We start from the raw sequence: 24,907 nt of genomic DNA, 5'->3' as shown, positions 1-24,907 counted from the left end.
AGGACGACGAGCGATGATCATTTATCTGCACGGCTATGATTCAACCAGCCCGGGCAACCATGAAAAAGTGCTTCAGCTGCAGTTTATCGATCCTGACGTGCGGCTCCTGAGCTACAGCACGCAGCACCCTAAGCACGATATGCGTTTCCTGCTGAACGAAACGGATAAGCTTTTGCAGGGCGGTAACGATGAGCGTCCTCTTATTTGTGGCGTGGGGCTGGGCGGCTTCTGGGCCGAGCGGATCGGATTTTTAAGCGATATCCGGCAGGTCATTCTTAACCCTAACCTGTGGCCGGAAGAGAACATGACCGGCAAAATTAACCGGCCAGAGGAATATGTGGATATTGCGACCAAATGCGTCAGCAATTTCCGGGAAAAAAACCGCGATCGCTGCCTGGCCATTCTTTCCCGTCAGGATGAGGCGCTGAACGTTCAGCGCTCGGCGGAGGCATTGCAGAGTTATTATGAAATTATCTGGGATGAAGTGCAGACCCATAAATTCAGCAATATCGCCCCGCATCTTCAGCGCATTAAGGCCTTCAAAAACCTCGGTTAACCCCCCAGCGGCAGGGCTCCGGCGAAGCATCCTGCCGGACGTTGCCGCGTCAATTAAGCGCATTTCCGAAAATTTGATATGGATCAAGTTTATCAGGACTGGCGTTTTCCCCCGTGCTATTCTGCCTTCAGATAGCGAATTAATATCGCCAACCCTATGTTAATTAAGGATATTATTTTAACTTTTAATTAACTATTGGTTCACAATTTGAGGGGGGTCGTTTGACTACACCAATGAAGAAGATTGTTATTGTCGGCGGAGGCGCCGGAGGTCTGGAACTTGCCACCCAGCTGGGCCATAAGCTTGGCCGTAAGCATAAGGCAGAAATTACCCTGGTGGACCGCAATCACAGCCATCTCTGGAAACCGTTGCTGCATGAAGTGGCGACCGGATCGCTGGATGAAGGTATCGACGGGCTGAGCTACCTGGCGCATGCCCGTAACCATCACTTCCATTTCCAGCTAGGCACGCTGACCGATCTTGACCGTGAAAATAAGCGTCTTCACCTCTCGGAAATCCGGGATGCCCAGGGCGAGCTGCTGGTTCCCGAACGCGAGCTGGCCTATGACACGCTGGTGATGGCGCTTGGCAGCACCTCGAATGATTTTGGTACGCCAGGCGTGAAGGATAACTGTATTTTCCTCGATAACCCGCACCAGGCGCGCCGCTTCCATAATGAAATGCTTAACCTGTTCCTGAAGTTCTCCTCAAACGAGGGCGGGCAGGGCAAAGTGAATATCGCCATCGTGGGCGGCGGGGCGACCGGCGTTGAGCTCTCTGCTGAGCTGCATAACGCCGTCAAACAGCTGCACAGCTACGGCTATAAAGGGCTGGACAATCAGACGCTGAACGTGACGCTGGTCGAGGCGGGTGAACGGATCCTGCCTGCGCTGCCGCCGCGTATCTCCGCCGCCGCGCACCAGGAACTGACCAAGCTGGGCGTGCGCGTGCTGACGCAAACCATGGTGACCAGCGCTGAAGCGAAAGGGCTGAATACTAAATCGGGCGAATTTATCGAAGCGGACCTGATGGTCTGGGCAGCCGGCATCAAGGCGCCTGACTTTATGAAGGAGATTGGCGGGCTGGAGACGAACCGCATCAATCAGCTGGTGGTGGAACCAACCTTACAGACCACGCTTGATGCCGATATCTACGCGATTGGTGATTGCGCCTCCTGTGCGTTACCTTCCGGCGGATTTGTACCACCGCGTGCACAGTCTGCTCATCAGATGGCTTCCCGGGTATTGAGCAACATTTTGGCAGAGATGAAAGGGCAGCCGCAAAAGCCTTACGTGTATAAGGATCACGGTTCGCTGGTGTCGCTTTCACGATTCAGTACGGTCGGCAGCCTGATGGGTAACCTGATGCGGGGATCGATGATGGTGGAGGGACGTATTGCACGTTTCGTCTATATCTCGCTTTACCGGATGCATCAGGTCGCCCTGCACGGTTATTTCAAGACCGGGCTGATGATGCTGGTGGGCAGTATCAACCGGGTTATCCGCCCACGGCTGAAGCTGCACTAAATCGATTCAACACTAACAGTACCGCACTAATTTGAGTTAAAAGGCTTATTGATGATCCCATTATCGTAAGCCTTTCTCTTTTTCAGCCCCTTGCTGTCGCGGCTCGGAAACCTCTTAAAAGCGTCCCGCTCAGAGCTAATGCCTCTATTTCCTCCTGTTATCTTATTGTCACATTTGGTCCTGATGCGCAAAATTTAACGCATCAGTCACGGCGCGTCGCGCACGCCGGACACACATCTCTGCTGCGGCAGACAATGCAGTATTGCGCGGTAACACTTTCAGGAGGGTGTCCTGTGAATAAATCAATGTTGGCGGGTATTGGGATTGGCGTAGCGGCAGCGCTTGGCGTCGCGGCTGTTGCTGGCATGAACGTTTTTGACCGGGGGCCGCAGTTTGCTCAGGTACTCTCTGCCACGCCAATAAAAGAAACAAGCAGGAACCCGCGTCAGGAATGCCGTAACGTTACGCTGACACATCGCCGCGCCGTGCAGGATGAACACCGTATTACCGGATCTGTACTGGGGGCGGTGGCCGGGGGCGTGCTGGGTCACCAGTTTGGTGGCGGACGCGGGAAAGATGTAGCCACCGTCGCGGGTGCGCTGGCCGGAGGCTATGGCGGCAATCAGGCGCAGGGTGCTTTACAGGACCGTGATACCTACACCACCACCGAGCAGCGCTGCAAAACGGTTTACGATAAGCAGGAAAAAACCATGGGCTACGATGTCACTTATCAGATTGGTGACCGTCAGGGTAAAATCCGTATGGACAATGAGCCTGGCGCCCGTATTCCGCTGAACAGCGATGGACAGCTGATCCTGAACGATCGGGCGTAATTACCACCGGAACAGCGATACGCCATACCAATATGTACGATACGGCTGCCGATACTTGGTCTATTACATTAATGAAAAACCTGCCTTCCGGCAGGTTTTTTTAGGTCGGCAACAAGCTCTTTCGCGGGCGTTCTCAGGCCGCATTCGCCAGGATCTGATCCATAAACTCGCGGACCCACTTCATACGGACCTTACGCTCACCAAGATCGCGGATAAATTTCAGCTTAGCCGGGCCATCAAGCCGCCAGTGCTGCGGCTCTTTCTGCATCAGGCCAATCAGCCAGCCCGGGTCGGCTTTGTTCTTCTCGGCGAATTCAATAAACCCGCCTTTATCGCTCGCTTCCACGCGCCGGATACCGATCTGCTTCGCCACGAGACGTAGCGCCGCCACATCCAGCAGATTACGCGCCGCATCGGGCAGCTTGCCAAACCTGTCGATCAGCTCCACTTTCAGATCTTCCAGCTCACCTTCCTCCTGCGCGCTGGCGATGCGCTTATAGAATGAGAGGCGCGTGTTAACGTCGGGAATGTAATCATCCGGCAGCAGCGCAGGGATGCGCAGCTCGATATCGGTCTGGTTGCTGGTGAGATCTTCCAGCGAAGGTTCCCGGCCCTCCTTCAGCGCGTCCACGGCGTTTTCCAGCAGTTCCATATAGAGTGAGAAGCCGATGGTTTCCATCTGCCCGCTCTGATCTTCGCCAAGCAGTTCGCCGGCCCCGCGAATCTCCAGATCGTGCGTCGCCAGCGCAAAGCCCGCGCCCAGGTCCTCCAGCGAAGCGATCGCTTCAAGACGCTTCTTCGCATCGGTGGTCATCGCTTTCGGATGCGGCGTCAGTAGCCAGGCGTAGGCCTGATGGTGCGAACGACCAACGCGGCCACGCAGCTGATGAAGCTGGGCAAGGCCGAAGTGGTCAGCCCGTTCGATGATAATGGTATTGGCCGTTGGGATATCAATCCCGGTTTCGATAATCGTGGTACAGACCAGCACGTTGAAACGCTGATGGTGGAAATCATTCATCACCCGTTCCAGATCGCGCTCGCGCATCTGGCCGTGACCAATCGCCACGCGCGCCTCAGGCACCAGTTCCGACAGACGGTTAGCCGCTTTCTCAATATTCTCCACATCGTTATAGAGATAGTAAACCTGACCGCCGCGCAGCACCTCGCGCAGGATCGCTTCACGCACCACCAGATCGTCAAACTGGCGCACAAAGGTTTTAACCGCCAGGCGACGTGCGGGCGGCGTGGCGATAATCGACAGATCGCGCATGCCGCTCATCGCCATATTCAGCGTGCGCGGGATCGGTGTCGCGGTCAGGGTCAGAATATCAACGTCGGCGCGCATCGCTTTGATTCGCTCCTTGTGACGCACGCCGAACCGGTGTTCTTCATCAACAATCAGCAGCCCAAGATCGCGCCACTTCAGATCGTTTGCCAGCAGCTTATGGGTGCCGATCAGAATATCAATTTTACCTTCCTGCGCTTCGGTCAGAATCTGCGCCTGCTCTTTGGCGGTGCGGAAGCGGGAAAGCATTTCGATGCGTACGGGCCAGTTGGCGAAGCGGTCGCGGAAGTTGTCATAGTGCTGCTGAGCGAGCAGGGTGGTGGGGACCAGCACCGCAACCTGCTTATGGTTTTCTACCGCGAGGAAGGCGGCGCGCATCGCCACTTCGGTCTTACCAAAGCCTACGTCGCCGCAGACCAGACGATCCATCGCCAGCGGCTGGCACATATCGCTGAGAACAGCATTAATCGCCTGCGCCTGATCGGGCGTGGTTTCAAACGGAAAGCTTTCACAGAAGAGCTGATACTGTTCGCGGTCATGCTTAAAGGCAAAGCCCGCCTTGGCGGCGCGCAGCGCGTAGATATCCAGCAGTTCGGCCGCCACATCGCGCACTTTTTCCGCCGCTTTTTGCCGGGCCCGGGACCAGGCATCGCTGCCAAGCTTGTGCAGCGGAGCATTTTCGTCCGCGCCGCCCGCATAGCGGCTAATCAGATGCAGCGAAGAGACCGGCACATAAAGTTTGGCGTCGCCCGCATAGGTCAGTATCAGATATTCGGCGGTAATGCCGCCTGTTTCCAGCGTGGTCAGCCCCATATAGCGGCCAACACCGTGTTCAAGGTGCACCACCGGCTGCCCGGGATGCAGTTCAGCCAGGTTGCGGATCAGCACGTCAGGGTTGATGGTTCGGCGGCTGTCCTGGCGGCGACGGCTGACGCGCTCACCCAGCAAATCGCTTTCACAAATCAGCGCGCGCTGGCGGAGACCGTCGATAAAGCCATGCTCACTGGCGCCAATGATCAGGTAATAGCCGGGTTCAGCCGCTTCGTTAAGCTCGCTTATCGCCTTCGGCACTACTTTAATGCGCGCCAGCAGCTCCTGTAAGGCTTCGCGGCGTCCTTCGCTCTCCACGGAGAAGATGACCGGCCCGTCAAAGCCTTCGATAAAGCGGCGCAGGGCGTCCAGCGGCGCTTTTGCCTGCGCCTGTACGGCCAGGTCGGGCAATCCCTGATAGCCCAGGTTGGTATTGGCGGCTTTTTCAGGCAGCGCCTCGCCGGCAAGCTGGATGCGCGGCCACTTTTTCAGTTCGCTGAAGAGTTCGTCGGTGCGCAGCCAGAGAGACTCCGGCGGCAGCAGTGGCCGCATAGGATCAACCCGGCGGTTTTCATACCTTGAGGTCACATCCAGCCAGAAACGATCGGCGCTGCTTTCCAGATTGCCCGTATTCACCAGCAGCGTATTGTCGGGCAGATAGCTGAACAGCGGCGGCAGCGACTGCTCAAAAAAGAGCGGCTGCCAGTACTCGATCCCGGCGGGCAGGGTGCCTTTGCTGACCTGCTGATAAACGTGCTCGGCCTCACGCCGGACGTCAAAATGCTCGCGCCACTGCGAACGGAACAGCTCAATGGCCGCTTTGTCCGTGGGAAACTCATGGGCGGGCAGAAGGTTGATGGCCGCCACTTCTTCCAGCGTACGCTGGCTGTCAGCGTCAAACAGCCGCAGGCTGTCGATTTCGTCATCAAAGAAGTCGATGCGATAGGGCCTGTCGCTGCCCATCGGATAGAGATCCAGCAAGGCGCCGCGCGTGGCGTACTCGCCATGCTCCATAACCTGATCGACGTGGCGGTAGCCAGCCTGCTCAAGCTGATCGCGCAGCTTGTCGCGGGAGAGGCGTTGCCCCTTCTGCATGACCAGCGCATGGCCGTGCAGGAATTCATGCGGGCAGACCCGCTGCATCAGCGTATTTACCGGCAGGATCAGCACGCCACGGGCCATCATTGGCAGGCCGTAGAGCGTGGAAAGGCGCGAAGAGATGATGTCCTGATGAGGAGAGAAGCTGTCGAAAGGCAGCGTTTCCCAGTCGGCCAGGCTGAAAACCGGTTCGTGGGTAAACTGCTTTATTTCATCATACAGACGAAGCGCGTTTTGCATATCCGGCGCGATCAGCATGACCGGTCCATGATGACGCTCAATAATCTCTGCGCATTCCACCGCGCAGGCAGCGCCGGTCAGTTGACCCAGCTGCCGCTGATCGCCAGCCTTGGCTGGCAGAGTATATCGGGTATTTTCAGGCATAATCAGTCAGATGGTCTCTTCGCAAATGGGAGAGCGGGACGCAGATGCGAGCCCGGTTCAGCTAACCGGAGTATACCTCTATTTCGACGACTGTTGGGTGTAGTGCATCCTGGGTCGGTCAATGTTTGCCCAAATCAGCTCATTTTCGCCGTGATAGCTATGGTTACCATCATCCCATTTCACGTAATAGCCCGCCGGCGCCGCGCCCTGATCGAAGACATTGACGATCATTCCCTTAATCTCACCCGTTTTGTGCCTGACAATACTGCCTTTAGGAAATTTAGACATCTTTACCACTCCTGCACTTACACTGTGACGTTACCCCCCTTAAAGTAGGACCGTTTACTCAGAGGGTTTACAAAGAGTTTACGCCGGATTGCGCTGAGCAAACGCGCAATTAACGCGCAATTTTTGTCAGTTGCTGCGCTGAAATGCGGATTTACAGGGAAAGAATCAAACTAAGCTGATGAGTCAGCGGCTTAGAGGTTCCATAACGCCGGCCTAACCTTTATTATCTTCGATCACTTTTTGCCAACGCTATCGCCAGAAGACGGAATACATGTATCAACCTGTCGCGTTATTTATCGGTCTGCGCTATATGCGTGGACGAGCTTCCGACCGCTTCGGGCGGTTTGTATCCTGGCTCTCCGCTATCGGCATTACGCTGGGCGTGATGGCACTGGTTACCGTGCTGTCAGTCATGAACGGTTTTGAGCACGAGCTTGAGCAGAACACCCTCAGCCTGATGCCTCAGGCGCTGATTACCAGCGAAAAAGGGTCCATTAATCCTCAACAGGTGCCGGCAGCTTCGCTGAAGTTATCGGGCGTCAGCCGCATCGCGCCGCTTACTACCGGTGATGTGGTGCTGCAAAGCGCCCGTAGCGTCGGCGTCGGCGTTATGCTGGGCGTGAACCCGGATGAGCCCGATCCGCTGACGCCTTTCCTGGTTAACGTCAAACAGAGCGATCTTCAGCCCGGCCGCTATAACGTCATTATTGGCGAGCAGCTCGCAGGGCAGCTTGGCGTTCAGCGCGGTGAGCAGATCCGCCTGATGGTGCCTTCCGCCAGCCAGTTCACCCCGATGGGCCGTCTGCCCAGCCAGCGTCTGTTTACCGTCGTCGGCACCTTTGCCGCCAATAGTGAGGTTGATGGCTACCAGATCCTGACCAATCAGCAGGATGCCTCACGGCTGATGCGTTATCCGGCGGGCAATATCACCGGCTGGCGACTCTGGCTGGATAAGCCGCTGGCGGTTGACGCGCTCAGCCAGCAAACGCTGCCGCAAGGGCTGATATGGAAAGACTGGCGGGAGCGGAAGGGTGAACTCTTCCAGGCGGTCAGAATGGAGAAGAATATGATGGGGCTGCTGCTCAGCCTGATCGTCGCCGTGGCCGCCTTCAATATCGTGACCTCGCTGGGACTTCTGATCATGGAAAAACAGGGTGAGGTCGCTATTCTACAAACCCAGGGGCTGACCCGCAGGCAGATCATGATGATCTTTATGGTGCAGGGCGCGACGGCGGGCATTGTTGGCGCCGTGCTGGGCGCACTGCTCGGCGTGCTGCTCGCCAGCCAGCTTAACACCCTGATGCCGTTAATCGGTGCTTTCCTGGACGGCGCCGCGCTGCCAGTGGTGATCTCCGTGCCGCAGGTGGTGACAATTGTGATTACCGCCATGCTTGTGGCGCTGGTTTCCACGCTTTACCCTTCCTGGCGCGCCGCCGCCGTTCAACCCGCTGAGGCTTTACGTTATGAGTAACCCGATTTTGTTGCAGTGCGACAACCTGTGCAAACGCTATCAGGAAGGCAGCGTCGAAACTGATGTCCTGCGCAACGTCTCTTTCAGCGTGGCGCCCGGCGAAATGATGGCGATCGTTGGCAGCTCCGGCTCCGGCAAAAGTACGCTGATGCATCTGCTGGGCGGGCTGGATACCCCCACCTCGGGCGATGTGATATTTAACGGCAGTTCACTGAACGGCATGTCCTCCTCCGCGAAGGCTGGGCTGCGTAACCGCGAGCTCGGATTTATCTACCAGTTTCACCATCTGCTGCCTGACTTCAGCGCGATGGAAAACGTGGCGATGCCGCTGCTGATTGGCAAAACGGCCAAAGGCGAAGCGGAGGCGAAAGCGCGTGAACTGCTGGCTGCCGTCGGCCTGGAGAAACGGGCGGCGCACCGTCCGTCGGAACTGTCGGGCGGCGAACGGCAGCGCGTGGCGATAGCCCGTGCGCTGGTTAACAACCCGCGGCTGGTGCTGGCCGATGAGCCGACCGGCAACCTGGATGCCCGCAACGCGGATGCCATCTTCGATCTGCTGGGTGAGCTTAACGTCCGTCAGGGGACCGCTTTTCTGGTGGTGACCCACGACCTGCATCTGGCAAAACGGCTTAACCGCCAGATGGAGATGCGTGATGGACAACTTACCGGCGACGTCACGCTGGCAGGAACGCTGTAATGGGGTCGCTCTCTCTTCTGCTCGGCTTGCGCTTCAGCCGGGGACGCCGCCGTAGCGGCATGGTTTCGCTGATCTCCGTTATCTCTACGCTGGGCATCGCACTGGGCGTGGCGGTACTGATTGTGGGCCTGAGCGCCATGAACGGCTTTGAGCGTGAGCTGAATAACCGCATTCTGGCCGTCGTCCCTCATGGCGAGATCGAGCCGGTCAACCAGCCATTTACCGGCTGGCAGTCGCTTTTGCCGAAGGTGGCGGCCGTGAAAGGCATCGCCGCTGCTGCGCCCTATATCAACTTTACCGGACTGATAGAGAGCGGCGCCCGGCTTCAGGCTGTTCAGGTCAAAGGCGTCGATCCGCAGCGGGAAACCCAGCTCAGCGCGCTGCCGTCCTACGTTCAGGATAACGCCTGGCAGCGCTTCAGCGCGGGCAGCCAGCAGATTATCCTCGGGCAGGGCGTGGCGAACAGCCTCAAGGTTAAGCAGGGCGACTGGCTAACCATCCTTATTCCCAACAGCGATCCGCAGCATAAACTGCTACAGCCGAAGCGCGTGCGGCTCAAGGTCAGTGGTATTCTGGCCCTGAGCGGCATGCTCGATCACAGCCTGGCGCTGGTGCCGCTGGCGGATGCGCAGCAGTACCTGGGAATGGGCGATAGCGTGACCGGCATCGCGATGAAAATGACCGACCCGTTTGCGGCGCAGAAGCTGGTGCGCGACGCCGGGGAAGTGACGCATTCTTATGTTTATATCCGCAGCTGGATCGGCACCTATGGTTATATGTACCGTGATATCCAGATGATCCGCGCCATTATGTATCTGGCGATGGTGCTGGTTATCGGCGTCGCCTGCTTTAATATCGTCTCCACGCTGGTCATGGCGGTGAAAGATAAAAGTGGCGACATTGCAGTATTACGAACGCTTGGCGCGGGTGACGGCCTGATTCGGGCAATTTTTGTCTGGTACGGCCTGATGGCCGGGCTGGTAGGCAGCGTCAGCGGCGTCATTGTCGGCGTACTGGCCGCCCTTAACCTTACGCCAATTATTCGCGGGATTGAAACAGTGACCGGTTATCATTTCCTGTCCGGGGACATCTATTTCATCGACTTTCTGCCCTCGGAACTGCACTGGATGGACGTAGGGATCGTGCTGGTCACCTCGCTGCTACTCAGCCTGATTGCCAGCTGGTATCCGGCCCGGCGCGCCAGCCGCATCGATCCGGCGCGCGTGCTGAGCGGGCAGTAAGCGATGACAAGCTATTACGGTTTTGACGTCGGCGGCAGCAAAATTGCCCTGGGCGTTTACAATGCCCGGCTTGAGCAGGTATGGAGTCAGCGGGTACCAACGCCGCAGGCGTATGATGAACTGCTGGAGGCCCTCTGCGCGCTGACCCATGAGGCGGATGCGCGCTGTGGCGAGCGGGGCAGCGTGGGCGTAGGAGTGCCGGGTTTACCGGTTCCCGATGACGGGACGCTGTTTACCGCCAATATTCCCGCTGCGCGCGGCAGAACGCTGCAGGCCGATCTCAGCCAGCGCCTCGGGCGTGAAGTGCGCATTGACAACGACGCGAACTGCTTCACGCTCTCCGAAGCCCTGGATGAAGCGTTCCTCGGCTATCCGGTGGTCATGGGGCTTATCCTGGGCACCGGCGTGGGAGGCGGGCTGATCGTCAACGGCAGCCCGGTAACAGGACGCAATTATATCACCGGCGAGTTTGGTCATATGCGCCTGCCGGTAGACGCGCTTGAGGTACTGGGGCGCGACGTGACGCAGCCGCTCTGCGGCTGCGGTAAGCGGGGTTGTATTGAGAGCTGGCTTTCAGGGCCTGGATTCTCCCGCCTCTGGCAGCACCATTATCATCATGCTCTCAGTGCGCCGGAAATCATCACCCGCTATCATCAGGGTGACGCTCAGGCCATCGCCCACACCCGGCGTTATCAGGAGCTGCTGGCCGTCTGCCTCGGGAACCTCCTGACGCTGGTGGATCCACACCTGGTGGTGCTGGGCGGTGGACTGTCAAATTTCGATGCGCTTTATGAGGGGCTGGCCGAACGCGTGAAGCCACATCTGCTGCCGGTTGCAAGATTGCCCCGATTTGAAAAGGCGCGTCACGGAGACGCAGGCGGAATGCGCGGTGCCGCATTCCTGCACGTTAAGGATTAAATTATGATTCGAACACCCCGTCGCCGACTGAGGCTGGCCCGCTACAAAAAAACGCGCCGCCAGGTGCACCAGCGCTTTCGCCAGCGTATTTTTGAGCGGGATCGCACGATTGAAATGGCCAGGCATCCGCTGCCTCGCGTGGTTGTACTGACCGGCGCGGGGATCTCCGCTGAGTCAGGCATTCGCACCTTCAGAGCCGCAGATGGCCTGTGGGAGGAGCACAAGGTGGAGGATGTGGCGACCCCGGAAGGTTTTGCGCGCGATCCGGAGAAGGTGCAGGCGTTCTACAACGCCCGTCGTCGCCAGCTACAGCAGCCCGATATCCAGCCGAACGCCGCCCATCTGGCGCTGGCGGAACTGGAGGCGACGCTGGGCGATCACTTCCTGCTGGTCACGCAGAACATCGACAACCTCCATGAACGCGCGGGCAACAGTAACGTGATCCACATGCACGGTGAGCTGCTGAAAGTGCGTTGCGCCACCAGCGGTCAGATCCTGCACTGGACGGAAGATGTGAAGCCGGGCGATCGCTGTCACTGCTGCCAGTTTCCCTCCGTGCTTCGCCCGCATGTGGTCTGGTTCGGCGAAATGCCGCTGCAGATGGATGAAATCTACGAAGCGCTGAGCGGGGCGGACTACTTCCTGGCCATCGGCACCTCGGGCCACGTTTATCCGGCGGCGGGATTTGTGCATGAGGCCAGATTGCAGGGTGCGCATACCGTGGAGCTGAATCTGGAACCAAGCCAGGTCGGCAGCGAGTTTGAAGAGAAGGTTTACGGGCCAGCCAGTGAGGTTGTGCCTGCCTTCGTCGCTTCACTGCTGGAACAAATCGGGAAATAACGTTTCAGGCGGCATGGAGGCCGCCCGCGCGATCTTTTATTACGCACGGCCCCCAGCACGTCTGGTGCAGAGCTGGCGGCGACTACTCTGGCCGCTGTTCACGCTTTGCCACTGAAAAAATAAGTTGTGCCATCACTCCGCCTGTCAGCCCCCAGAACGCGGCGCCAATCCCCATCAGGCTGACCCCCGATGCGGTAATCAGGAAAGCGATCAGCGCCGCTTCGCGCTGTTTATCACTCTCCAGCGCGCGTTGCAGGCTGCCCGCAATGGTGCCAAGCAGCGCCAGACCGGCGATAGTATGGATTAGCGCAGGCGGCAGCGCGCTGAAAAGCTGCCCGATCGCCCCGCCGAACAGCCCCGCCAGCAGATAGAAGAAGCCCGCGCAGGCGGCGCCCCAGTAGCGTCGTTGCGGATCGGGATGAACGTCCGGCCCCATACAGATAGCGGCGGTAATGGCCGCGATGCAGACCGAAAACCCGCCGAAAGGCGACAGCAGCAGCGAAGTCAGCCCTGTCCAGCCCATCAGCGAAGAGACCGGCGTCCGGTAACCGGCGGCCTTCAGGGTGGCGATACCCGGCGCGTTCTGCGAGGCCATCGTCACTACAAAAAAAGGAATGCCGATGCCAATCAGCGATGAGGGCGTGAAGTGCGGCGCAATAAAGGCCGGAACGGCAAAGGTCAGCGGCTGGCCGGAGAAGTGAATATCGCCCTGTAGGGCTGCGACAGCCAGACCCACCAGCAGCGTCAGCAGAATGGCATAACGTGGCAGAAAGCGCCTCGCCAGCAGATACGCCAGGCACATGCTGAACGTGAGGGAAAAGTTAAGTTCCAGCGAGGCAAAGGCATCCAGGCCAAACCGCAGCAGAATACCCGCCAGCATTGCGGCAGAAATGGCCTGGGGAATATGGTTCATCATCCGCGCAAAGAGTCCCGTCACGCCGCAAAGCAGGATCAGACCAGAGGCAAATACAAAAATCCCCACGGCATCGGCAACAGGCGTGCCGGGCAGGCTGGTGACCAGCAGGGCGGCACCGGGCGTTGACCAGGCCGTCAGAATGGGCGTGCGATACCAGAGCGAAAGCCCGAGCGAGGTGACGCCCATCGCCAGGCCCAGCATGGTTAACCAGCCGCCGGTTGTCGCTTCCGAAGCGCCCGCCGCGCTGGCGGCCTGAAAGATGATGGCCGCTGAGCTGGTATAGCCCACCAGCACTGCAACAAATCCCGCAATAACAGCAGGCAGTGAAAGATGGCGAAATGAGAAGGGTGGGCGCATGATCGTTTCCGGGTTGTGCGTTATAGCGCACAATGTAGCACTGTGCGTTATAACGCACAAGGCGCTATACTGCGCCAAAAGCGGAGGAGCTATGAGCCACTATTTTCCCAATCCGGGACAAACACTGAAAACGCTGCGCCTGTCGCGCGGCTGGAGCCTGACCCTGGCCGCTGCGCAGACCGGCGTCAGTAAAGCCATGCTGGGGCAGATTGAGCGCGGGGAATCCAGCCCGACGGTGGCAACTTTATGGAAGATCGCCACCGGATTTCACGTTCCTTTCTCCCTGTTTATTGCGGATATCCTGCCGCAGGAAGCCACGAAGGTTGTGCGCAGTGGTGCCTCATCGCAGTGGCAGCAACAGAATGCCGCAATGCGCGTCGCGCCTCTGTTTCCGTTCGACCACCAGCTTGGGTTCGACATGCTCTGTGTGGAGCTGGCAGCCGGTGCGGTAAGCAACTCTTCGCCCCATGAGGCTGGCGTGATTGAACACGTGGTTGTTATGCAGGGGAAACTGGTACTGATCGTTAACGACGCGGAGTACAGGCTGTGCGTGGGAGAGGGGCTGCGGTTTCAGGCCGACGGGCCACATACTTACCGTAACGACACGCCTTCCACCGCCTGCTTTCAGAGCCTGATTCATTATCCGCAGCCCCGGCTGCCGCTATCCTGATAAGGACAAGGCCACGTCATTCTGGCCGGTCTGTTTACCGGTAAGCGTGGCAAAACCCGCTAAAATCAGGCTGGACGGGCAGAAAGGTGGCAGGCAACAGGCTGCTGAAGTGACCTGACGCAATATTCGGCGGGAAAAGGTTCCCGATAATAAAGGCCGGCAATCAAAGGGAAGGCAAATGGACAAATTACTCGATCGTTTTTTGCATTATGTTTCGTACGACACCCAGTCGAAAAGTCACGTGCGTCAGGTTCCCAGCACGGAAGGTCAGTGGAAACTGGCACATTGCCTCATGGAAGAACTTAAAGCGTCAGGCCTGAGTGACGTGACCCTGAGCGAGAATGGGATTGTGATGGCGACGCTTCCCTCCACCGTTTCCTGGCCCGTGCCGACGGTAGGCTTTATCGCCCATATGGACACGTCGCCAGATTTCACGGCAAAAAACGTCAACCCCCAGATTGTGGAAAACTACCGCGGCGGGGATATTGCCCTGGGTACGGGCGATGAAATCCTTTCGCCGGTTATGTTCCCCGTGCTTCATACGCTCACCGGGCATACGCTTATCACCACCGATGGAAAGACGCTGCTGGGCGCCGATGATAAAGCGGGCGTGGCGGAAATCATGACCGCGCTGGCCCGCCTGATTGATGCCAGGCTGCCCCACGGGGATATCCGCGTCGCCTTTACGCCTGATGAGGAGATCGGTAAAGGCACCCGCGCGTTTGACGTGGCGGCGTTTGCGGCCGACTGGGCCTATACCGTGGACGGCGGCGGGATGGGCGAATTTGAGTATGAGAACTTTAACGCCGCTTCCGCCACGATAAAGATCGCCGGCAATAATGTGCATCCCGGCACGGCGAAGGGCGCGATGGTCAATGCCCTGGATCTGGCGATGCGCTTTCATGCAGCCATGCCGGCAGAGGAAGTGCCGGAGCTGACCTCAGGCCACGAAGGCTTTTATCATCTTCACGGCATTAAGGGTGGGGTGGATAAGGCGGAGCTGCACTACATCATCCGCGACTTCGGGCGTGAAGGCTTTGAGGCACGTAAGGCGACGATAAGACGTACCGCCGCTGCACTGTCGGCGCACCTTCAGGCTGGCTGCGGCATCGAGGTTCAGATTGAAGACAGCTATTACAATATGCGGGAAAAAATCGAGGCTCATCCGCATATTATCGAAACGGCACTTCAGGCGATGCGCGACTGCGATATCGAGCCCGTGGTGAAACCTATCCGCGGCGGCACGGATGGCGCGGCGCTCTCTTTTATGGGGCTGCCGTGTCCGAACCTCTTCACCGGCGGTTACAACTACCATGGCAAACACGAATTTGCCTCGCTGGATAATATGGAAAAGGCGGTGACGGTGATTATGCGTATCGCCGGATTAACAGCGGAAAAGACCAGAGCCTGAGGTGAGGGAGCCGGCTTAACGGATAGCGCTGTGGCGGGTATGTGACAGGGTCACTTTCGGGCTGGCCGACGGAGATAAGCCTTTCCCGCAGCAGGGCTGCGGGAAAGGCGTCTGCTTACGCTTCTTCGCCAAAATACCAGTAGCCGCTGTTAACCAGCGCGGCAAGCTGTGCGAGAAATGAAGGATCGTCCAGCGCGGGGCCCAGCGCGTCCGCATTCAGGCTGTGGTGGTTAGCCAGCGTTTTCAGCGCCTCGCGGTGCGGTGATTCAAGCTGTTCGCCGTTAACAAAAACGGCATGGCCGATGGAGATAACGCGCAGCCCGCCAAGGCGGGTCAGCGAGTCACCCTGCTGGAGCGCATCATAAATCTCATCGGGCTGATAGGGCGGTTCAGGCGGGGCGACATCCAGCTCGTGACGCGACTGTGAGATAAACTCGCCAAACCACTGGTTAAACTGCTCCGGCTGCCCGAGAAGTTCCAGCATCATGGCGCGGATCCCGTCAATCTCCTGCGGCAGGACCTCGGCGGGATTTTCCCTCGCGGGGATTTCAGGATCGCTGTAGCGATGGCTGCCCAACTCGCGGGAGAGCACATAGTCAGCAAAACCGCTAATCAGCTCCCTGCCGCTGGGCGCCCGGTAACCGACCGAATAGTTCAGGGAGTTTTCCAGCGAATACCCTTCATGCGGAAAACCTGGCGGAATATAGAGAATATCTCCCGGCTCCAGCTCTTCATCGATGATCGCCTCAAAAGGTTCTACCTGAAGCAGGTCAGGGTGAGGGCAGTGCTGCTTCATTGCCACTTTTTCCCCCACGCGCCAGCGACGGCGGCCCGTTCCCTGAATGATGAAGACATCATACTGATCGAGGTGCGGACCAACGCCGCCGCCCGGCACCGAGAAGGAGATCATCAGATCGTCGGTGCGCCAGTCAGGCAGCGCGCGGAAAGGGCGCATCAGCGCGGCGGAAGGCTCGTGCCAGTGATCGACTGCCTGCACCAGCAGCGACCAGTTGTTCTCGCCCAGATGATCGTAGCTCTCAAAAGGGCCATGACTCACCTGCCATTTCTCATCCTGATGGCTGACCAGGCGGCTGTCGACTTCGTTCTCCATCGCCAGCCCGGCAAGTTCGTCCGGTGAGAGAGGATCGACAAAGTTTTTAAAGCCGCGTTTGAGCACGACAGGCCGTTTTTGCCAGTAGCGCTGGATAAAATCGGGCCAGTTGAGATCGAGCTGATAGTCCATGATGCGGGTTCCTGAAGGGCAGAATTTTAACGATTATAACAGCGCCAGGCGAAGGGGGTATAATGCATTTGCGCCGCGGGCGATAAGCGTTAATCAAGCGGTTTTTGCGAACGAACATCCGCAAAGGCGGAATACCCTTTATCTGACCCTGACTTGACGACGCTGAAGCTTCCGTCTGACTCAAGCACCACCGCATCAATCTCTTCGAGGGCAGGATGGCCGCTGGCGCGAACGGCGGCGTGGATTTCATCTTCGGTGACCCGCGCGGATCGCATCGCCTTTGCAAGGAACTGGCCCTGGAAGAACAAAAGCCTGGGTTCACCGGTGATCAGTTTGCTGAACCAGCTCGCCCTGACGCTTGACCAGGTCACCGCATACTGCAAAACAATCAGCAGCGCGAAAGCGAGCGTCCCCTGGGCCAGAGAAACGCTGCGGTTCAGCAGAATGGTGGCGAAGGTGGATCCGAGCGCTACCGTAATGACCAGGTCAAACGCGTTCATTTTTGACAGCGTTCGCAGGCCGGAAAGACGCAGCAGAATAATAAGATTGATATAGGCCAGTATGCCAATCACCAGCGTGCGCAAAAGCAAAGTGCTATCGCTGAAAAACATTCCTTCCATATCCTCTCCTGTATGTGGATAAAAAATCTTACGCGACGGGAAACCCGGTGCAGCGCCGCTTTCACTCTAAGGGTAGTGCAGTTCAACTTCACCAGGGCCAGACATTAGCGGTGGGCGTTATTTCTCAGGCCGGATAACGCGTTTCGCCAGCTTGCCGACGGTGGTGCCCTGCACGAGAATAGAGAAGACCACCACCAGATAGGTCAGGGAAACGATGGTATCCCGGGTCTCGCCTGCGGGAAGAGAGAGCGCCAGCGCCACGGAGATACCGCCGCGCAGGCCGCCCCAGGTTAATACGGCCCAGGCGCCCTTGGGTAAGCGGAAAAGCTTGTTAAACAGGGCGATGGGCATACCCACGGTGAGCAGCCGGGCAAAGAGCGTGAGGAGAATGACTATGCACGCCACGCCGAGGAGCGTATGGGTAAAGTGGAGTAGGATCACTTCAAGTCCGATAAGGACAAACAGGACGGCGTTAAGGATTTCATCAATAAGCTCCCAGAACATATCAACGTGCCGCTCTGTTTCCTGCGACATGGCGTTGGAGCGCCCCTGATTACCGATAATCAGCCCCATCACCACCATCGCCAGCGGCCCGGAAACCTCCAGCGCGATCGCCAGCGCGTAGCCACCTAACACGGCTGCCAGCGTGAGCAGCACCTCTTCCTGATAGCTGTCGATGCTTTTCAGCATCAGGTAGATGATGTAACCCATTACGCCCCCCAGCAGGGCGCCGCCGCCTGCTTCTCTCAGGAGAAGCATTGCCGCGCCCGATACCGTTGGCGCTTCGGCACCGACCAGCATCGCCAGAAGCAGGGAGAAAAGCACCACGCTGACCCCATCATTAAAAAGGGACTCTCCCGACATCACGAGTTCCACATTTTTCGGCGCCCCCACGGAGCTGAGAATGCCAATCACGGCGATTGGATCGGTGGGCGAGATTAAGGCACCAAAAATCAGGCAGTAAAGGAAGGGGAGCTGGATGCCGGTAAAAGAGGCGATACCCCATAAGGCGACGCCGATAATAGCGGTGGAGAGCGCGGTCCCTACGACGGCCAGGCTGGCAACCTGCCAGCGGTAGGTGCGTAGCTGTTGCAGGTTAACGTGGATAGCACCAGCAAACAGCAGCAGTGACAGCATCCCCTGCATCAGCAGTTCGGAAAAATCCACGGATTCTACCAGCGACTGCTCAAGCAGGCTCAGCGTATGAAACCCCAGCGCGTCAGCCAGCATAGTCAGCAGAGAGAGGGCCAGCGCAATCGCCATGACGCCGATGGCGGGCGGAAGGCCGACGTAGCGCCGGTTGAGATACGCCAGCAGGGCGGTAATAGATAAAAATATGGCTACAACGTTCAGCATTCAGTCCATCTCCGGTCAGGTTGCCTTTGGTCGGCAAAACCGCACCCTCTGGCTGCGGAAACTTTATAAACAGGGGCGGTGCTCAGCATACCGTCCGTCGTGCGCACCGCTCTTCTTGATATGCAGGAGTAATATTAGCAGGCTGACAGGAGAGATCTGGCTGGAAAACAGGCAAAGCGTGTTATGCCGGAGAAGGCGGGGAAATTGCACCCGGCTGATGCGGGTAAACTGAGCTTTATAACAGGATGTGGCGGAGCCATGTTTGCAGAGGACAGAAAACAGGTGGGCTGACCGGCTACCGGTTAAGGAAGAAACAGGCGGGGTACGGGCAGCCAGGTTGAGGTAAGCGTGACGCTTAGTCTTCCCCGGCGTCCTGTATGCCACCCTGACGCCTGAAAATGACCTCCATGCGCGCGCCGCCCAGTTCACTGGTGGAGGCGATAATATCCCCCTCGTACTGCTCGAGAATATCCCGGGCCACCGCCAGACCGAGTCCCTGGCCCGGACGCAGCGTGTCAGCGCGCTGTCCACGGATAAAAATCATATCGCGCTTACTGGCCGGGATGCCCGGACCGTCATCTTCCACAATCAGGTGTAGCTCATCTTCCACCTGCCGGGTGCTCACTTCGACAAACTCCAGACAATATTTACAGGCGTTATCCAGCACGTTGCCCATCACTTCCATAAAGTCGTTTTGATCGCCGATAAAGGTCAGCTCCGGGGTGATATCCAGCGTCAGCTCCACGCCCTTACGCTGATATACCTTATTAAGCGCAGAGCAGAGACTGTCCAGCAGGCCGGGAACCGAATGCAGATCGCGCTTCAGTACGTTGTGGTCCGCCTGCATACTGGCCCGGTGAAGGTAGTACCCAATCTGCTGTGAGATACGGCTGATCTGCTCCAGCATAATGGGCTCAGCCTGTTCAATGGTCAGATTTCCGCGCAGCGAGCGCAGCGTGGTTTGCAGCACCGCCAGCGGCGTTTTCAGGCTGTGCGTCAGATCGCTGAGGGTGGTGCGGTAGCGGGTATAGCGCTTCTGTTCATTATCGAGCAGTAAATTCAGGTTACGCACCAGGCTTTTCAGCTCCTGGGGCGGCTGTGGATCGAGGGTGTCGCGGCTGCCGGTTTCCAGTTCGCGCACCTGGCCTGCCAGGTTGCCAATGGGCCGCAGGCTCCAGTGGGCCGCCAGCCATAACAATGGGATCACCAGCAGCAAATTCACCAGCAGCACATAGCTGAACCAGGACCAGACGACGTCTGAATGCTGTAACTCCTGCGGCATCGAGTCGACAACCACAATCGTCAGCGCAGGCAGGTTCGGCGTTGCACTGTAGCGGTTAACGGCGACCGAGTGGGTAAAGGAGTCGTTATTGTCATAGTCGTAGGCGGTCAGCTGGTTCTGCGCTTCCTGGTTATTTCCCAGCGCCTGACGGCTGGTGCTGTTATCCGTATCAATTTCATAGAAATCCGCCCGCTTCAGCCATTCGGGTTTGATTTTTTCGCGGATTTCCGGCACGTCACGCAGCTGCCAAAGCAGCTTACCCTGATCGTCATAAATAAAAATAAGCGTAGGGAAATTGAGCGAGACGCGTTCGGGCTGGGCGATGGTGAGCTTCCCTTCACGCCACTGGGCGAGCATAAAGTAGAGGTTGCTTTCGCCCCGCATTACCCGGTAGGTGTTTTTATCGAAGCTGACGACATAGCCAAACACCGCCACCATGCCGTAGGAAAGTGACAGGATCAGCACCACGGCCGCCGTCGCCAGCAGAAAACGCGCGCGCAGCGAGAACGGCTTTTTGGCGGTTGAACCTGTCATATGTCAGAGATCGAACCTGTAGCCCTGACCGCGTACGGTCGTGATTACCTCAACCGGATGTTCCGCCTGCATTTTCTTGCGCAGTCTTCCCATCAGGACGTCGATAGTATGACTCTCGCGGAGTTCTGCGTCAGGATAGAGTTGCAGCATCAGAGAATCTTTGCTGACGACTTTGCCCGCATTGCGGATCAGCGTTTCGATTATGGTGTACTCAAAAGCGGTCAGCTTGATTTCGTGGTCGTTGATCGTCAGCTCCCGGCGGGAAAGATCGATCTGGAACGGCGCCAGCGAGATAACCTGCGAGGCCAGTCCGCTGTTGCGACGCATAAGCGCCTGCAGACGCGCCGCCACCTCTTCAATATGAAACGGCTTGGTCACATAGTCATCCGCCCCGGCCTCAAGCGCTTCCACTTTCGCCTGCCAGCCCTCACGCGCGGTCAGTACCAGAATGGGTTGCTTCACTTCCTCACCACGCCAGCGGCGGATCAGCGCCATGCCATCCTCATCAGGAAGGCCCAGATCGACCAGCGCGATATCAGGCGTATGTTCGCTGAGAAAATAGTCTGCCTCTTTGGCGTCTTCCGCAGCATCCACCTGATGGCCCATGTCGCGCAGCTGTACGGCAAGGTGATGACGAAGCAGCGGATTATCTTCCACAACCAGTACGCGCATAGCGTTATCCTTCCTGACTGAATAGAGAGTGGCGTAAAGCCGGAGAATACAACGGACTGAGTATAGGTGAAAAGGGGTAAACGGCAGATTAACGCGGGTCGGATTTCACCGACCCGCAGGAAGGGGTTACTTCAGATCGTCAACCATCTGCACGGCACGGCCCAGATAATTAGCCGGCGTCATCTGCTTCAGACGCGTTTTCTCTTCTTCCGGCAGCGCCAGCCCGTCGATAAACGCCTTCATGCCGGCGGCATCCACGCGCTTGCCGCGGGTCAGCTCTTTGAGCTTCTCATAAGGCTTTTCAATGCCGTAGCGGCGCATGACTGTCTGTACCGGTTCGGCCAGCACTTCCCAGTTATGGTCCAGCTCATCCAGCAGACGGTCGCGGTTCACTTCGAGTTTGGCAACGCCTTTCAGCGTGGCCTGATAGGCAATCAGCGCATAGCCGATGCCGACGCCGAGGTTACGCAGCACCGTTGAATCGGTCAGGTCACGCTGCCAGCGGGAAACGGGCAGTTTGCTGGCCAGATGCTGCATCATCGCGTTAGCGAGGCCCAGGTTGCCTTCTGAATTCTCAAAGTCGATAGGATTGACTTTATGCGGCATGGTTGAGGAGCCGATTTCACCGGCAATCGTCTTCTGCTTGAAGTGGTTCAGGGCAATGTAGCCCCAGATATCGCGGTCAAAGTCGATCAGGATGGTGTTAAAGCGCGCCATGCAGTCAAACAGCTCTGCGATATAGTCATGCGGTTCGATCTGGGTGGTATAGGGGTTCCAGGTAATGCCCAGTGAGGTGACGAAGCTTTCGCTCAGCGCGTGCCAGTCCACTTCCGGATAAGCGGCGATGTGGGCGTTATAGTTGCCTACTGCGCCGTTGATTTTGCCCAGGATCTCAATGCGTTCAAGCTGACGAAGCTGCCGCTCAAAACGGTAGGCCACGTTGGCCATCTCTTTCCCCAGCGTGGAGGGCGTGGCGGGCTGGCCATGAGTGCGGGAGAGCAGCGGGATATCCCGGTATTGCACGGCGAGATCTTTTACCGCGGCAATGATTTTTGTCCAGTAGGGCAGGATGACGTCGCGGCGCGCCGTTTCCAGCATCAGCGCATGGGAGAGGTTGTTGATATCTTCTGAAGTACAGGCGAAATGAATAAATTCAGACACTGCATGCAGCGCGGCAACCGGCTCCACTTTCTCCTTCAGGAAATATTCAACCGCTTTGACATCATGGTTGGTGGTGCGCTCAATCGTTTTAATGCGGGCCGCGTCTTCTTCACTAAAATTGACGACGATTGCATCAAGGTAAGCGTTTGCGTCGGCATCAAATGCAGGAACTTCCCTGATCTCTGCGCAGGCGGCCAGTTTCTGTAACCAGCGAACTTCAACCTCAACGCGAAACTTCAGCAGACCATATTCGCTGAAAATGCCGCGCAGCGGGCTGACTTTGTCGCCATAACGACCATCAACGGGTGAGACGGCAGTCAGAGAGGATAATTCCATCAGTGCAACTCCTGGGAAGGTTATCAAATTAGAGTGAAGTGTCGGTCATTCGGGAAAGCATTTTCTTTGCCTCACCGGCAAGACGATTACGGGAAAACATGAGCTGGAAGCGCCCGCCGCCAACCTGCTGCCAGAGCACTGCAGCACGAATACCGGCCAGCAGCGCGGCGCGCACCTTGCTCTGGATCTGCGCATTTTGCAGGACAGCGGGAGAACCGGTGACCTGAATGCGCGGCCCCAGAGGGCTGATGACATCCACGTAGATCGCTGCCATCGCGCTCAGCAACGTATCGGAATCTAAATCATAGTGCGCCAGCTGCCGGTCAAGCTGACCAATGCGCCCGGAAAGCTCATTCATGGCGGTTTTGCTGGCGCTCAGCTTGCGTTCAAGCACCATCATGCTGAGGGTGTAGCGGGTCAGCTCCGCCCCTGGACCCTGACGGCTGCTGCTGTTCAGCACCGCCAGCAGCGTTTCCAGCCCGAAGCGCAGGTTATTTTCATCATTGCCAAACACGGCCAGCGTGGAGGCGGGATTAAGGTCCATCACGCTTTGCAGTGAGGTTTTCAGCGCATCCGCAGGGCAGTGGCCCTGATGAGCCAGCTGCTGTACCAGATGGGCTGACTGACAGATGCCTGCCAGGGCCAGCGTGATATCGTAATAATTTTTCGCCACGGTAACTCCAGTTTACGCCAGCGCAGGCTGTACAAATCCCGACCAGAAGCGTCCGGTCGGCAAGGTTCAAAGCAGCGGCATGCGTGCTTCGATAATGCCCCCGCCCAGGCAGATCTCATCAAGGTAAAACACGGCAGACTGGCCGGGGGTGACGGCGGCGACCGGCTCATCGAAGCGAACCTCAATGCGATCGTCGCCCAGCGGCGTGACGGTGCAGGGGATATCCGCCTGCCGGTAGCGGGTTTTGACCGCACAGCGCAGCGGCCCGGTCAGCGCCTGACGGTCGACCCAGTGCAGCTGCTGCGCCGTCAGGCCAACCGACATCAGACGGGGATGCTCATGGCCCTGCGCCACGACCAGCAGGTTATTCGCCACGTCTTTATCCACGACGTACCAGGGCTCATCGCCTGCCTGCTTGAGGCCGCCAATACCCAACCCTTTACGCTGGCCGAGGGTATGATACATCAGCCCCTGGTGTTCACCGACAGTTTCCCCTTCCGTATTCACGATAGCGCCCGGCTGGGCAGGCAGGTAGCGCCCCAGGAAGTCGCGAAATTTACGCTCGCCGATAAAGCAGATCCCGGTAGAATCTTTCTTTTTCGCCGTCACCAGTTCCAGCTCCTCCGCCAGACGGCGGACTTCAGGCTTGGAAAGCTCGCCCACCGGGAAGAGGCTTTGCGCGATCTGCTCGTGGCCCAGGGTATAGAGGAAATAGCTCTGGTCTTTATTGCCGTCCAGACCACGGAGCAGGCGGCTTTTGCCCTCCGCATCCTGCCGGCGGACATAGTGACCCGTGGCGATAAAATCGGCGCCGAGATCTTCAGCGGCGAACTCCAGAAAGGCTTTAAATTTGATCTCTTTATTGCAGAGAATATCGGGATTTGGGGTGCGGCCAGCCTTGTATTCTTCCAGGAAATGCTCAAAAACGTTATCCCAGTACTCGGCAGCAAAATTCACCTTGTGCAGATGAATGCCCAGCTTGTCGCATACCGCCTGCGCGTCAGCCAGATCTTCCGCGGCGGTACAGTACTCCTCACCGTCATCCTCCTCCCAGTTTTTCATAAACAGGCCTTCCACCTGATATCCCTGCTGTTGCAGCAGCCAGGCGGAAACGGAAGAATCAACGCCGCCGGACATACCGACGATTACTTTTTTCTGGTTCAGAGACATGAGGAATACCCGACTTTAGTGGCCGTTAAAGGCGGCCCTGTAAAATTGCGGCGTAGTTTACCATGCGTCAGCGGCGGGCGCATCCTCGCTAAACGGCCACTGGAACGCGCTCAGCACCGACAGCGGATAGCGCTGCGCCTGCTGATAGATTAAAACGCTTTCCGCAACCAGCGGAGAACGCAGCTTTTTTGCGGTCAGGAGCTGCTCCGGAAGAAGCCACCAGCAGCGGTCAATATCGCGATCCTGAGGGTAGGTCGGCAGCATTTTCGGTAAATCCAGCGCAAATAAAAAGCGCAGGAAGGGGGTGTTATCGGGCGCAATCCACTGATGCAGGCGGAGAAATGATTCAGGAACAGCCTCAAGGCCCGTCTCCTCATAAAGTTCGCGGGCGGCGGCCTGTAGCAGCGTTTCATTCGCTTCAAGATGTCCGGCAGGCTGGTTCCAGGTTGCGCGCCCGCGCACCATCTCTTCGACGACCAGAAAATGCCCCTCGGCCTGGACGACGGTGGCTACGGTAACGTGCGGTTTAAACATGCCTGACTCCTTGCGATAGATAAAT

The 24,907-nt window shown here is 57.8% G+C and carries 22 protein-coding genes; 10 read left to right on the top strand and 12 right to left on the bottom strand.

Annotated features, from left to right (window positions below; all coding sequences use genetic code 11):
* Nucleotides 1-13 precede the first annotated feature (13 nt).
* From ycfP to AAH446_RS03790, 3 genes are all read left to right on the top strand, one after another.
* Nucleotides 14-556, top strand: coding sequence for an alpha/beta hydrolase YcfP (gene ycfP / locus AAH446_RS03800; RefSeq protein WP_342905380.1), 543 nt, complete (start codon nucleotides 14-16; stop codon nucleotides 554-556).
* Nucleotides 557-777: 221 nt separating this feature from the next.
* Nucleotides 778-2,082 carry an NAD(P)/FAD-dependent oxidoreductase gene (locus AAH446_RS03795; protein ID WP_342905379.1) on the top strand — a complete coding sequence of 435 codons (1,305 nt, stop codon included), beginning with the start codon at nucleotides 778-780 and terminating at the stop codon, nucleotides 2,080-2,082.
* 293 nt (nucleotides 2,083-2,375) lie between these two features.
* Nucleotides 2,376-2,915: a glycine zipper 2TM domain-containing protein gene (locus tag AAH446_RS03790; protein WP_342905378.1), complete on the top strand. Its 540-nt coding sequence runs from the start codon at nucleotides 2,376-2,378 to the stop codon at nucleotides 2,913-2,915.
* A gap of 133 nt (nucleotides 2,916-3,048) precedes the next feature.
* Here AAH446_RS03790 and mfd read toward each other — a convergent pair whose 3' ends face one another.
* Both mfd and AAH446_RS03780 read right to left on the bottom strand, forming a co-directional pair.
* Nucleotides 3,049-6,492 carry a transcription-repair coupling factor gene (gene mfd, locus AAH446_RS03785; RefSeq protein WP_342905377.1) on the bottom strand — a complete coding sequence of 1,148 codons (3,444 nt, stop codon included), beginning with the start codon at nucleotides 6,490-6,492 and terminating at the stop codon, nucleotides 3,049-3,051.
* A gap of 78 nt (nucleotides 6,493-6,570) precedes the next feature.
* Complete coding sequence (locus tag AAH446_RS03780; protein WP_342905376.1) at nucleotides 6,571-6,780, bottom strand: hypothetical protein; 210 nt, start codon at nucleotides 6,778-6,780, stop codon at nucleotides 6,571-6,573.
* A 271-nt stretch (nucleotides 6,781-7,051) separates the two neighbouring features.
* Here AAH446_RS03780 and lolC point away from each other — a divergent pair, with 271 nt between their 5' ends.
* From lolC to cobB, 5 genes are read left to right on the top strand one after another with little or no spacing between them, the layout of a single operon-like run.
* A complete protein-coding gene (lolC, locus tag AAH446_RS03775; RefSeq protein ID WP_342905375.1) occupies nucleotides 7,052-8,251 on the top strand; it encodes a lipoprotein-releasing ABC transporter permease subunit LolC in 1,200 nt (399 codons plus the stop codon).
* Nucleotides 8,244-8,948, top strand: coding sequence for a lipoprotein-releasing ABC transporter ATP-binding protein LolD (lolD, locus tag AAH446_RS03770; RefSeq protein ID WP_342905374.1), 705 nt, complete (start codon nucleotides 8,244-8,246; stop codon nucleotides 8,946-8,948). Before lolC ends, lolD begins: the two co-directional genes overlap by 8 nt.
* Complete coding sequence (lolE, locus tag AAH446_RS03765; RefSeq protein ID WP_342905373.1) at nucleotides 8,948-10,189, top strand: lipoprotein-releasing ABC transporter permease subunit LolE; 1,242 nt, start codon at nucleotides 8,948-8,950, stop codon at nucleotides 10,187-10,189. The genes lolD and lolE overlap by 1 nt, the downstream gene beginning before the upstream one ends.
* Nucleotides 10,190-10,192: 3 nt before the next feature.
* Entirely contained in the window at nucleotides 10,193-11,107 is a 915-nt protein-coding gene (gene nagK, locus AAH446_RS03760; protein WP_342905372.1) for an N-acetylglucosamine kinase, read from the top strand.
* 3 nt (nucleotides 11,108-11,110) lie between these two features.
* The gene (gene cobB / locus AAH446_RS03755; protein WP_342905371.1) at nucleotides 11,111-11,947 is read left to right on the top strand and encodes a Sir2 family NAD+-dependent deacetylase; all 837 of its coding nucleotides are present in this window, start codon (nucleotides 11,111-11,113) and stop codon (nucleotides 11,945-11,947) included.
* An 82-nt stretch (nucleotides 11,948-12,029) separates the two neighbouring features.
* On the opposite strand, the gene AAH446_RS03750 is transcribed toward cobB, so the two are convergent.
* Entirely contained in the window at nucleotides 12,030-13,220 is a 1,191-nt protein-coding gene (locus AAH446_RS03750; RefSeq protein WP_342905370.1) for a benzoate/H(+) symporter BenE family transporter, read from the bottom strand.
* Between the two features lie 91 nt (nucleotides 13,221-13,311).
* On the opposite strand from AAH446_RS03750, the gene AAH446_RS03745 reads away from it, so the two are divergent.
* Both AAH446_RS03745 and pepT read left to right on the top strand, forming a co-directional pair.
* Nucleotides 13,312-13,890, top strand: a complete 579-nt coding sequence (locus AAH446_RS03745) for a helix-turn-helix domain-containing protein (protein ID WP_342905369.1) — start codon at nucleotides 13,312-13,314, stop codon at nucleotides 13,888-13,890.
* A gap of 178 nt (nucleotides 13,891-14,068) precedes the next feature.
* Nucleotides 14,069-15,301 carry a peptidase T gene (gene pepT / locus AAH446_RS03740; RefSeq protein WP_342905368.1) on the top strand — a complete coding sequence of 411 codons (1,233 nt, stop codon included), beginning with the start codon at nucleotides 14,069-14,071 and terminating at the stop codon, nucleotides 15,299-15,301.
* 115 nt (nucleotides 15,302-15,416) lie between these two features.
* Here the strand turns inward: pepT and AAH446_RS03735 are convergent, their stop codons facing one another.
* The 9 genes from AAH446_RS03735 to AAH446_RS03695 all read right to left on the bottom strand — a co-directional run bounded on the left by AAH446_RS03735 (nucleotide 15,417) and on the right by AAH446_RS03695 (nucleotide 24,882).
* Nucleotides 15,417-16,544 (bottom strand): ribosomal protein uL16 3-hydroxylase, encoded by a 1,128-nt coding sequence (locus tag AAH446_RS03735; RefSeq protein WP_342905367.1) that lies wholly within the window; start codon nucleotides 16,542-16,544, stop codon nucleotides 15,417-15,419.
* Nucleotides 16,545-16,633: 89 nt separating this feature from the next.
* Nucleotides 16,634-17,164: a DUF421 domain-containing protein gene (locus tag AAH446_RS03730; protein ID WP_342905366.1), complete on the bottom strand. Its 531-nt coding sequence runs from the start codon at nucleotides 17,162-17,164 to the stop codon at nucleotides 16,634-16,636.
* A gap of 117 nt (nucleotides 17,165-17,281) precedes the next feature.
* Entirely contained in the window at nucleotides 17,282-18,520 is a 1,239-nt protein-coding gene (locus AAH446_RS03725; RefSeq protein WP_342905365.1) for a cation:proton antiporter, read from the bottom strand.
* A gap of 355 nt (nucleotides 18,521-18,875) precedes the next feature.
* Nucleotides 18,876-20,336: a two-component system sensor histidine kinase PhoQ gene (gene phoQ, locus AAH446_RS03720; protein WP_342905364.1), complete on the bottom strand. Its 1,461-nt coding sequence runs from the start codon at nucleotides 20,334-20,336 to the stop codon at nucleotides 18,876-18,878.
* 3 nt (nucleotides 20,337-20,339) lie between these two features.
* On the bottom strand, nucleotides 20,340-21,008 hold the full coding sequence (phoP, locus tag AAH446_RS03715; RefSeq protein WP_342905363.1) for a two-component system response regulator PhoP: 669 nt from the start codon (nucleotides 21,006-21,008) through the stop codon (nucleotides 20,340-20,342).
* Nucleotides 21,009-21,134: 126 nt separating this feature from the next.
* Entirely contained in the window at nucleotides 21,135-22,505 is a 1,371-nt protein-coding gene (gene purB / locus AAH446_RS03710; RefSeq protein WP_342905362.1) for an adenylosuccinate lyase, read from the bottom strand.
* A gap of 28 nt (nucleotides 22,506-22,533) precedes the next feature.
* The gene (gene hflD, locus AAH446_RS03705; RefSeq protein WP_342905361.1) at nucleotides 22,534-23,178 is read right to left on the bottom strand and encodes a high frequency lysogenization protein HflD; all 645 of its coding nucleotides are present in this window, start codon (nucleotides 23,176-23,178) and stop codon (nucleotides 22,534-22,536) included.
* Nucleotides 23,179-23,244: 66 nt separating this feature from the next.
* A complete protein-coding gene (gene mnmA, locus AAH446_RS03700; protein WP_342905360.1) occupies nucleotides 23,245-24,348 on the bottom strand; it encodes a tRNA 2-thiouridine(34) synthase MnmA in 1,104 nt (367 codons plus the stop codon).
* Nucleotides 24,349-24,405: 57 nt separating this feature from the next.
* The gene (locus AAH446_RS03695; protein WP_342905359.1) at nucleotides 24,406-24,882 is read right to left on the bottom strand and encodes an NUDIX hydrolase; all 477 of its coding nucleotides are present in this window, start codon (nucleotides 24,880-24,882) and stop codon (nucleotides 24,406-24,408) included.
* Nucleotides 24,883-24,907: the final 25 nt, after the last annotated feature.

Source organism: Erwinia psychrophila, from assembly GCF_039023475.1.
In the GTDB taxonomy this organism is placed as follows: domain Bacteria; phylum Pseudomonadota; class Gammaproteobacteria; order Enterobacterales; family Enterobacteriaceae; genus Erwinia.
The sequence above is the reverse complement of the archived record's forward strand: the minus strand, read 5'-3'. Positions and strand labels throughout refer to the sequence as shown.

Excerpts from the sequence above, each read along its gene's own strand:
- ycfP (WP_342905380.1), top strand. The coding sequence starts at position 14 with ATGATCATTTATCTGCACGGCTATGATTCAACCAGCCCGGGCAACCAT.
- mfd (WP_342905377.1), bottom strand. The coding sequence starts at position 6,492 with ATGCCTGAAAATACCCGATATACTCTGCCAGCCAAGGCTGGCGATCAG.
- AAH446_RS03780 (WP_342905376.1), bottom strand. The coding sequence starts at position 6,780 with ATGTCTAAATTTCCTAAAGGCAGTATTGTCAGGCACAAAACGGGTGAG.
- lolC (WP_342905375.1), top strand. The coding sequence starts at position 7,052 with ATGTATCAACCTGTCGCGTTATTTATCGGTCTGCGCTATATGCGTGGA.
- lolD (WP_342905374.1), top strand. The coding sequence starts at position 8,244 with ATGAGTAACCCGATTTTGTTGCAGTGCGACAACCTGTGCAAACGCTAT.
- lolE (WP_342905373.1), top strand. The coding sequence starts at position 8,948 with ATGGGGTCGCTCTCTCTTCTGCTCGGCTTGCGCTTCAGCCGGGGACGC.
- nagK (WP_342905372.1), top strand. The coding sequence starts at position 10,193 with ATGACAAGCTATTACGGTTTTGACGTCGGCGGCAGCAAAATTGCCCTG.
- cobB (WP_342905371.1), top strand. The coding sequence starts at position 11,111 with ATGATTCGAACACCCCGTCGCCGACTGAGGCTGGCCCGCTACAAAAAA.
- AAH446_RS03750 (WP_342905370.1), bottom strand. The coding sequence starts at position 13,220 with ATGCGCCCACCCTTCTCATTTCGCCATCTTTCACTGCCTGCTGTTATT.
- AAH446_RS03745 (WP_342905369.1), top strand. The coding sequence starts at position 13,312 with ATGAGCCACTATTTTCCCAATCCGGGACAAACACTGAAAACGCTGCGC.
- pepT (WP_342905368.1), top strand. The coding sequence starts at position 14,069 with ATGGACAAATTACTCGATCGTTTTTTGCATTATGTTTCGTACGACACC.
- AAH446_RS03735 (WP_342905367.1), bottom strand. The coding sequence starts at position 16,544 with ATGGACTATCAGCTCGATCTCAACTGGCCCGATTTTATCCAGCGCTAC.
- AAH446_RS03730 (WP_342905366.1), bottom strand. The coding sequence starts at position 17,164 with ATGGAAGGAATGTTTTTCAGCGATAGCACTTTGCTTTTGCGCACGCTG.
- AAH446_RS03725 (WP_342905365.1), bottom strand. The coding sequence starts at position 18,520 with ATGCTGAACGTTGTAGCCATATTTTTATCTATTACCGCCCTGCTGGCG.
- phoQ (WP_342905364.1), bottom strand. The coding sequence starts at position 20,336 with ATGACAGGTTCAACCGCCAAAAAGCCGTTCTCGCTGCGCGCGCGTTTT.
- phoP (WP_342905363.1), bottom strand. The coding sequence starts at position 21,008 with ATGCGCGTACTGGTTGTGGAAGATAATCCGCTGCTTCGTCATCACCTT.
- purB (WP_342905362.1), bottom strand. The coding sequence starts at position 22,505 with ATGGAATTATCCTCTCTGACTGCCGTCTCACCCGTTGATGGTCGTTAT.
- mnmA (WP_342905360.1), bottom strand. The coding sequence starts at position 24,348 with ATGTCTCTGAACCAGAAAAAAGTAATCGTCGGTATGTCCGGCGGCGTT.
- AAH446_RS03695 (WP_342905359.1), bottom strand. The coding sequence starts at position 24,882 with ATGTTTAAACCGCACGTTACCGTAGCCACCGTCGTCCAGGCCGAGGGG.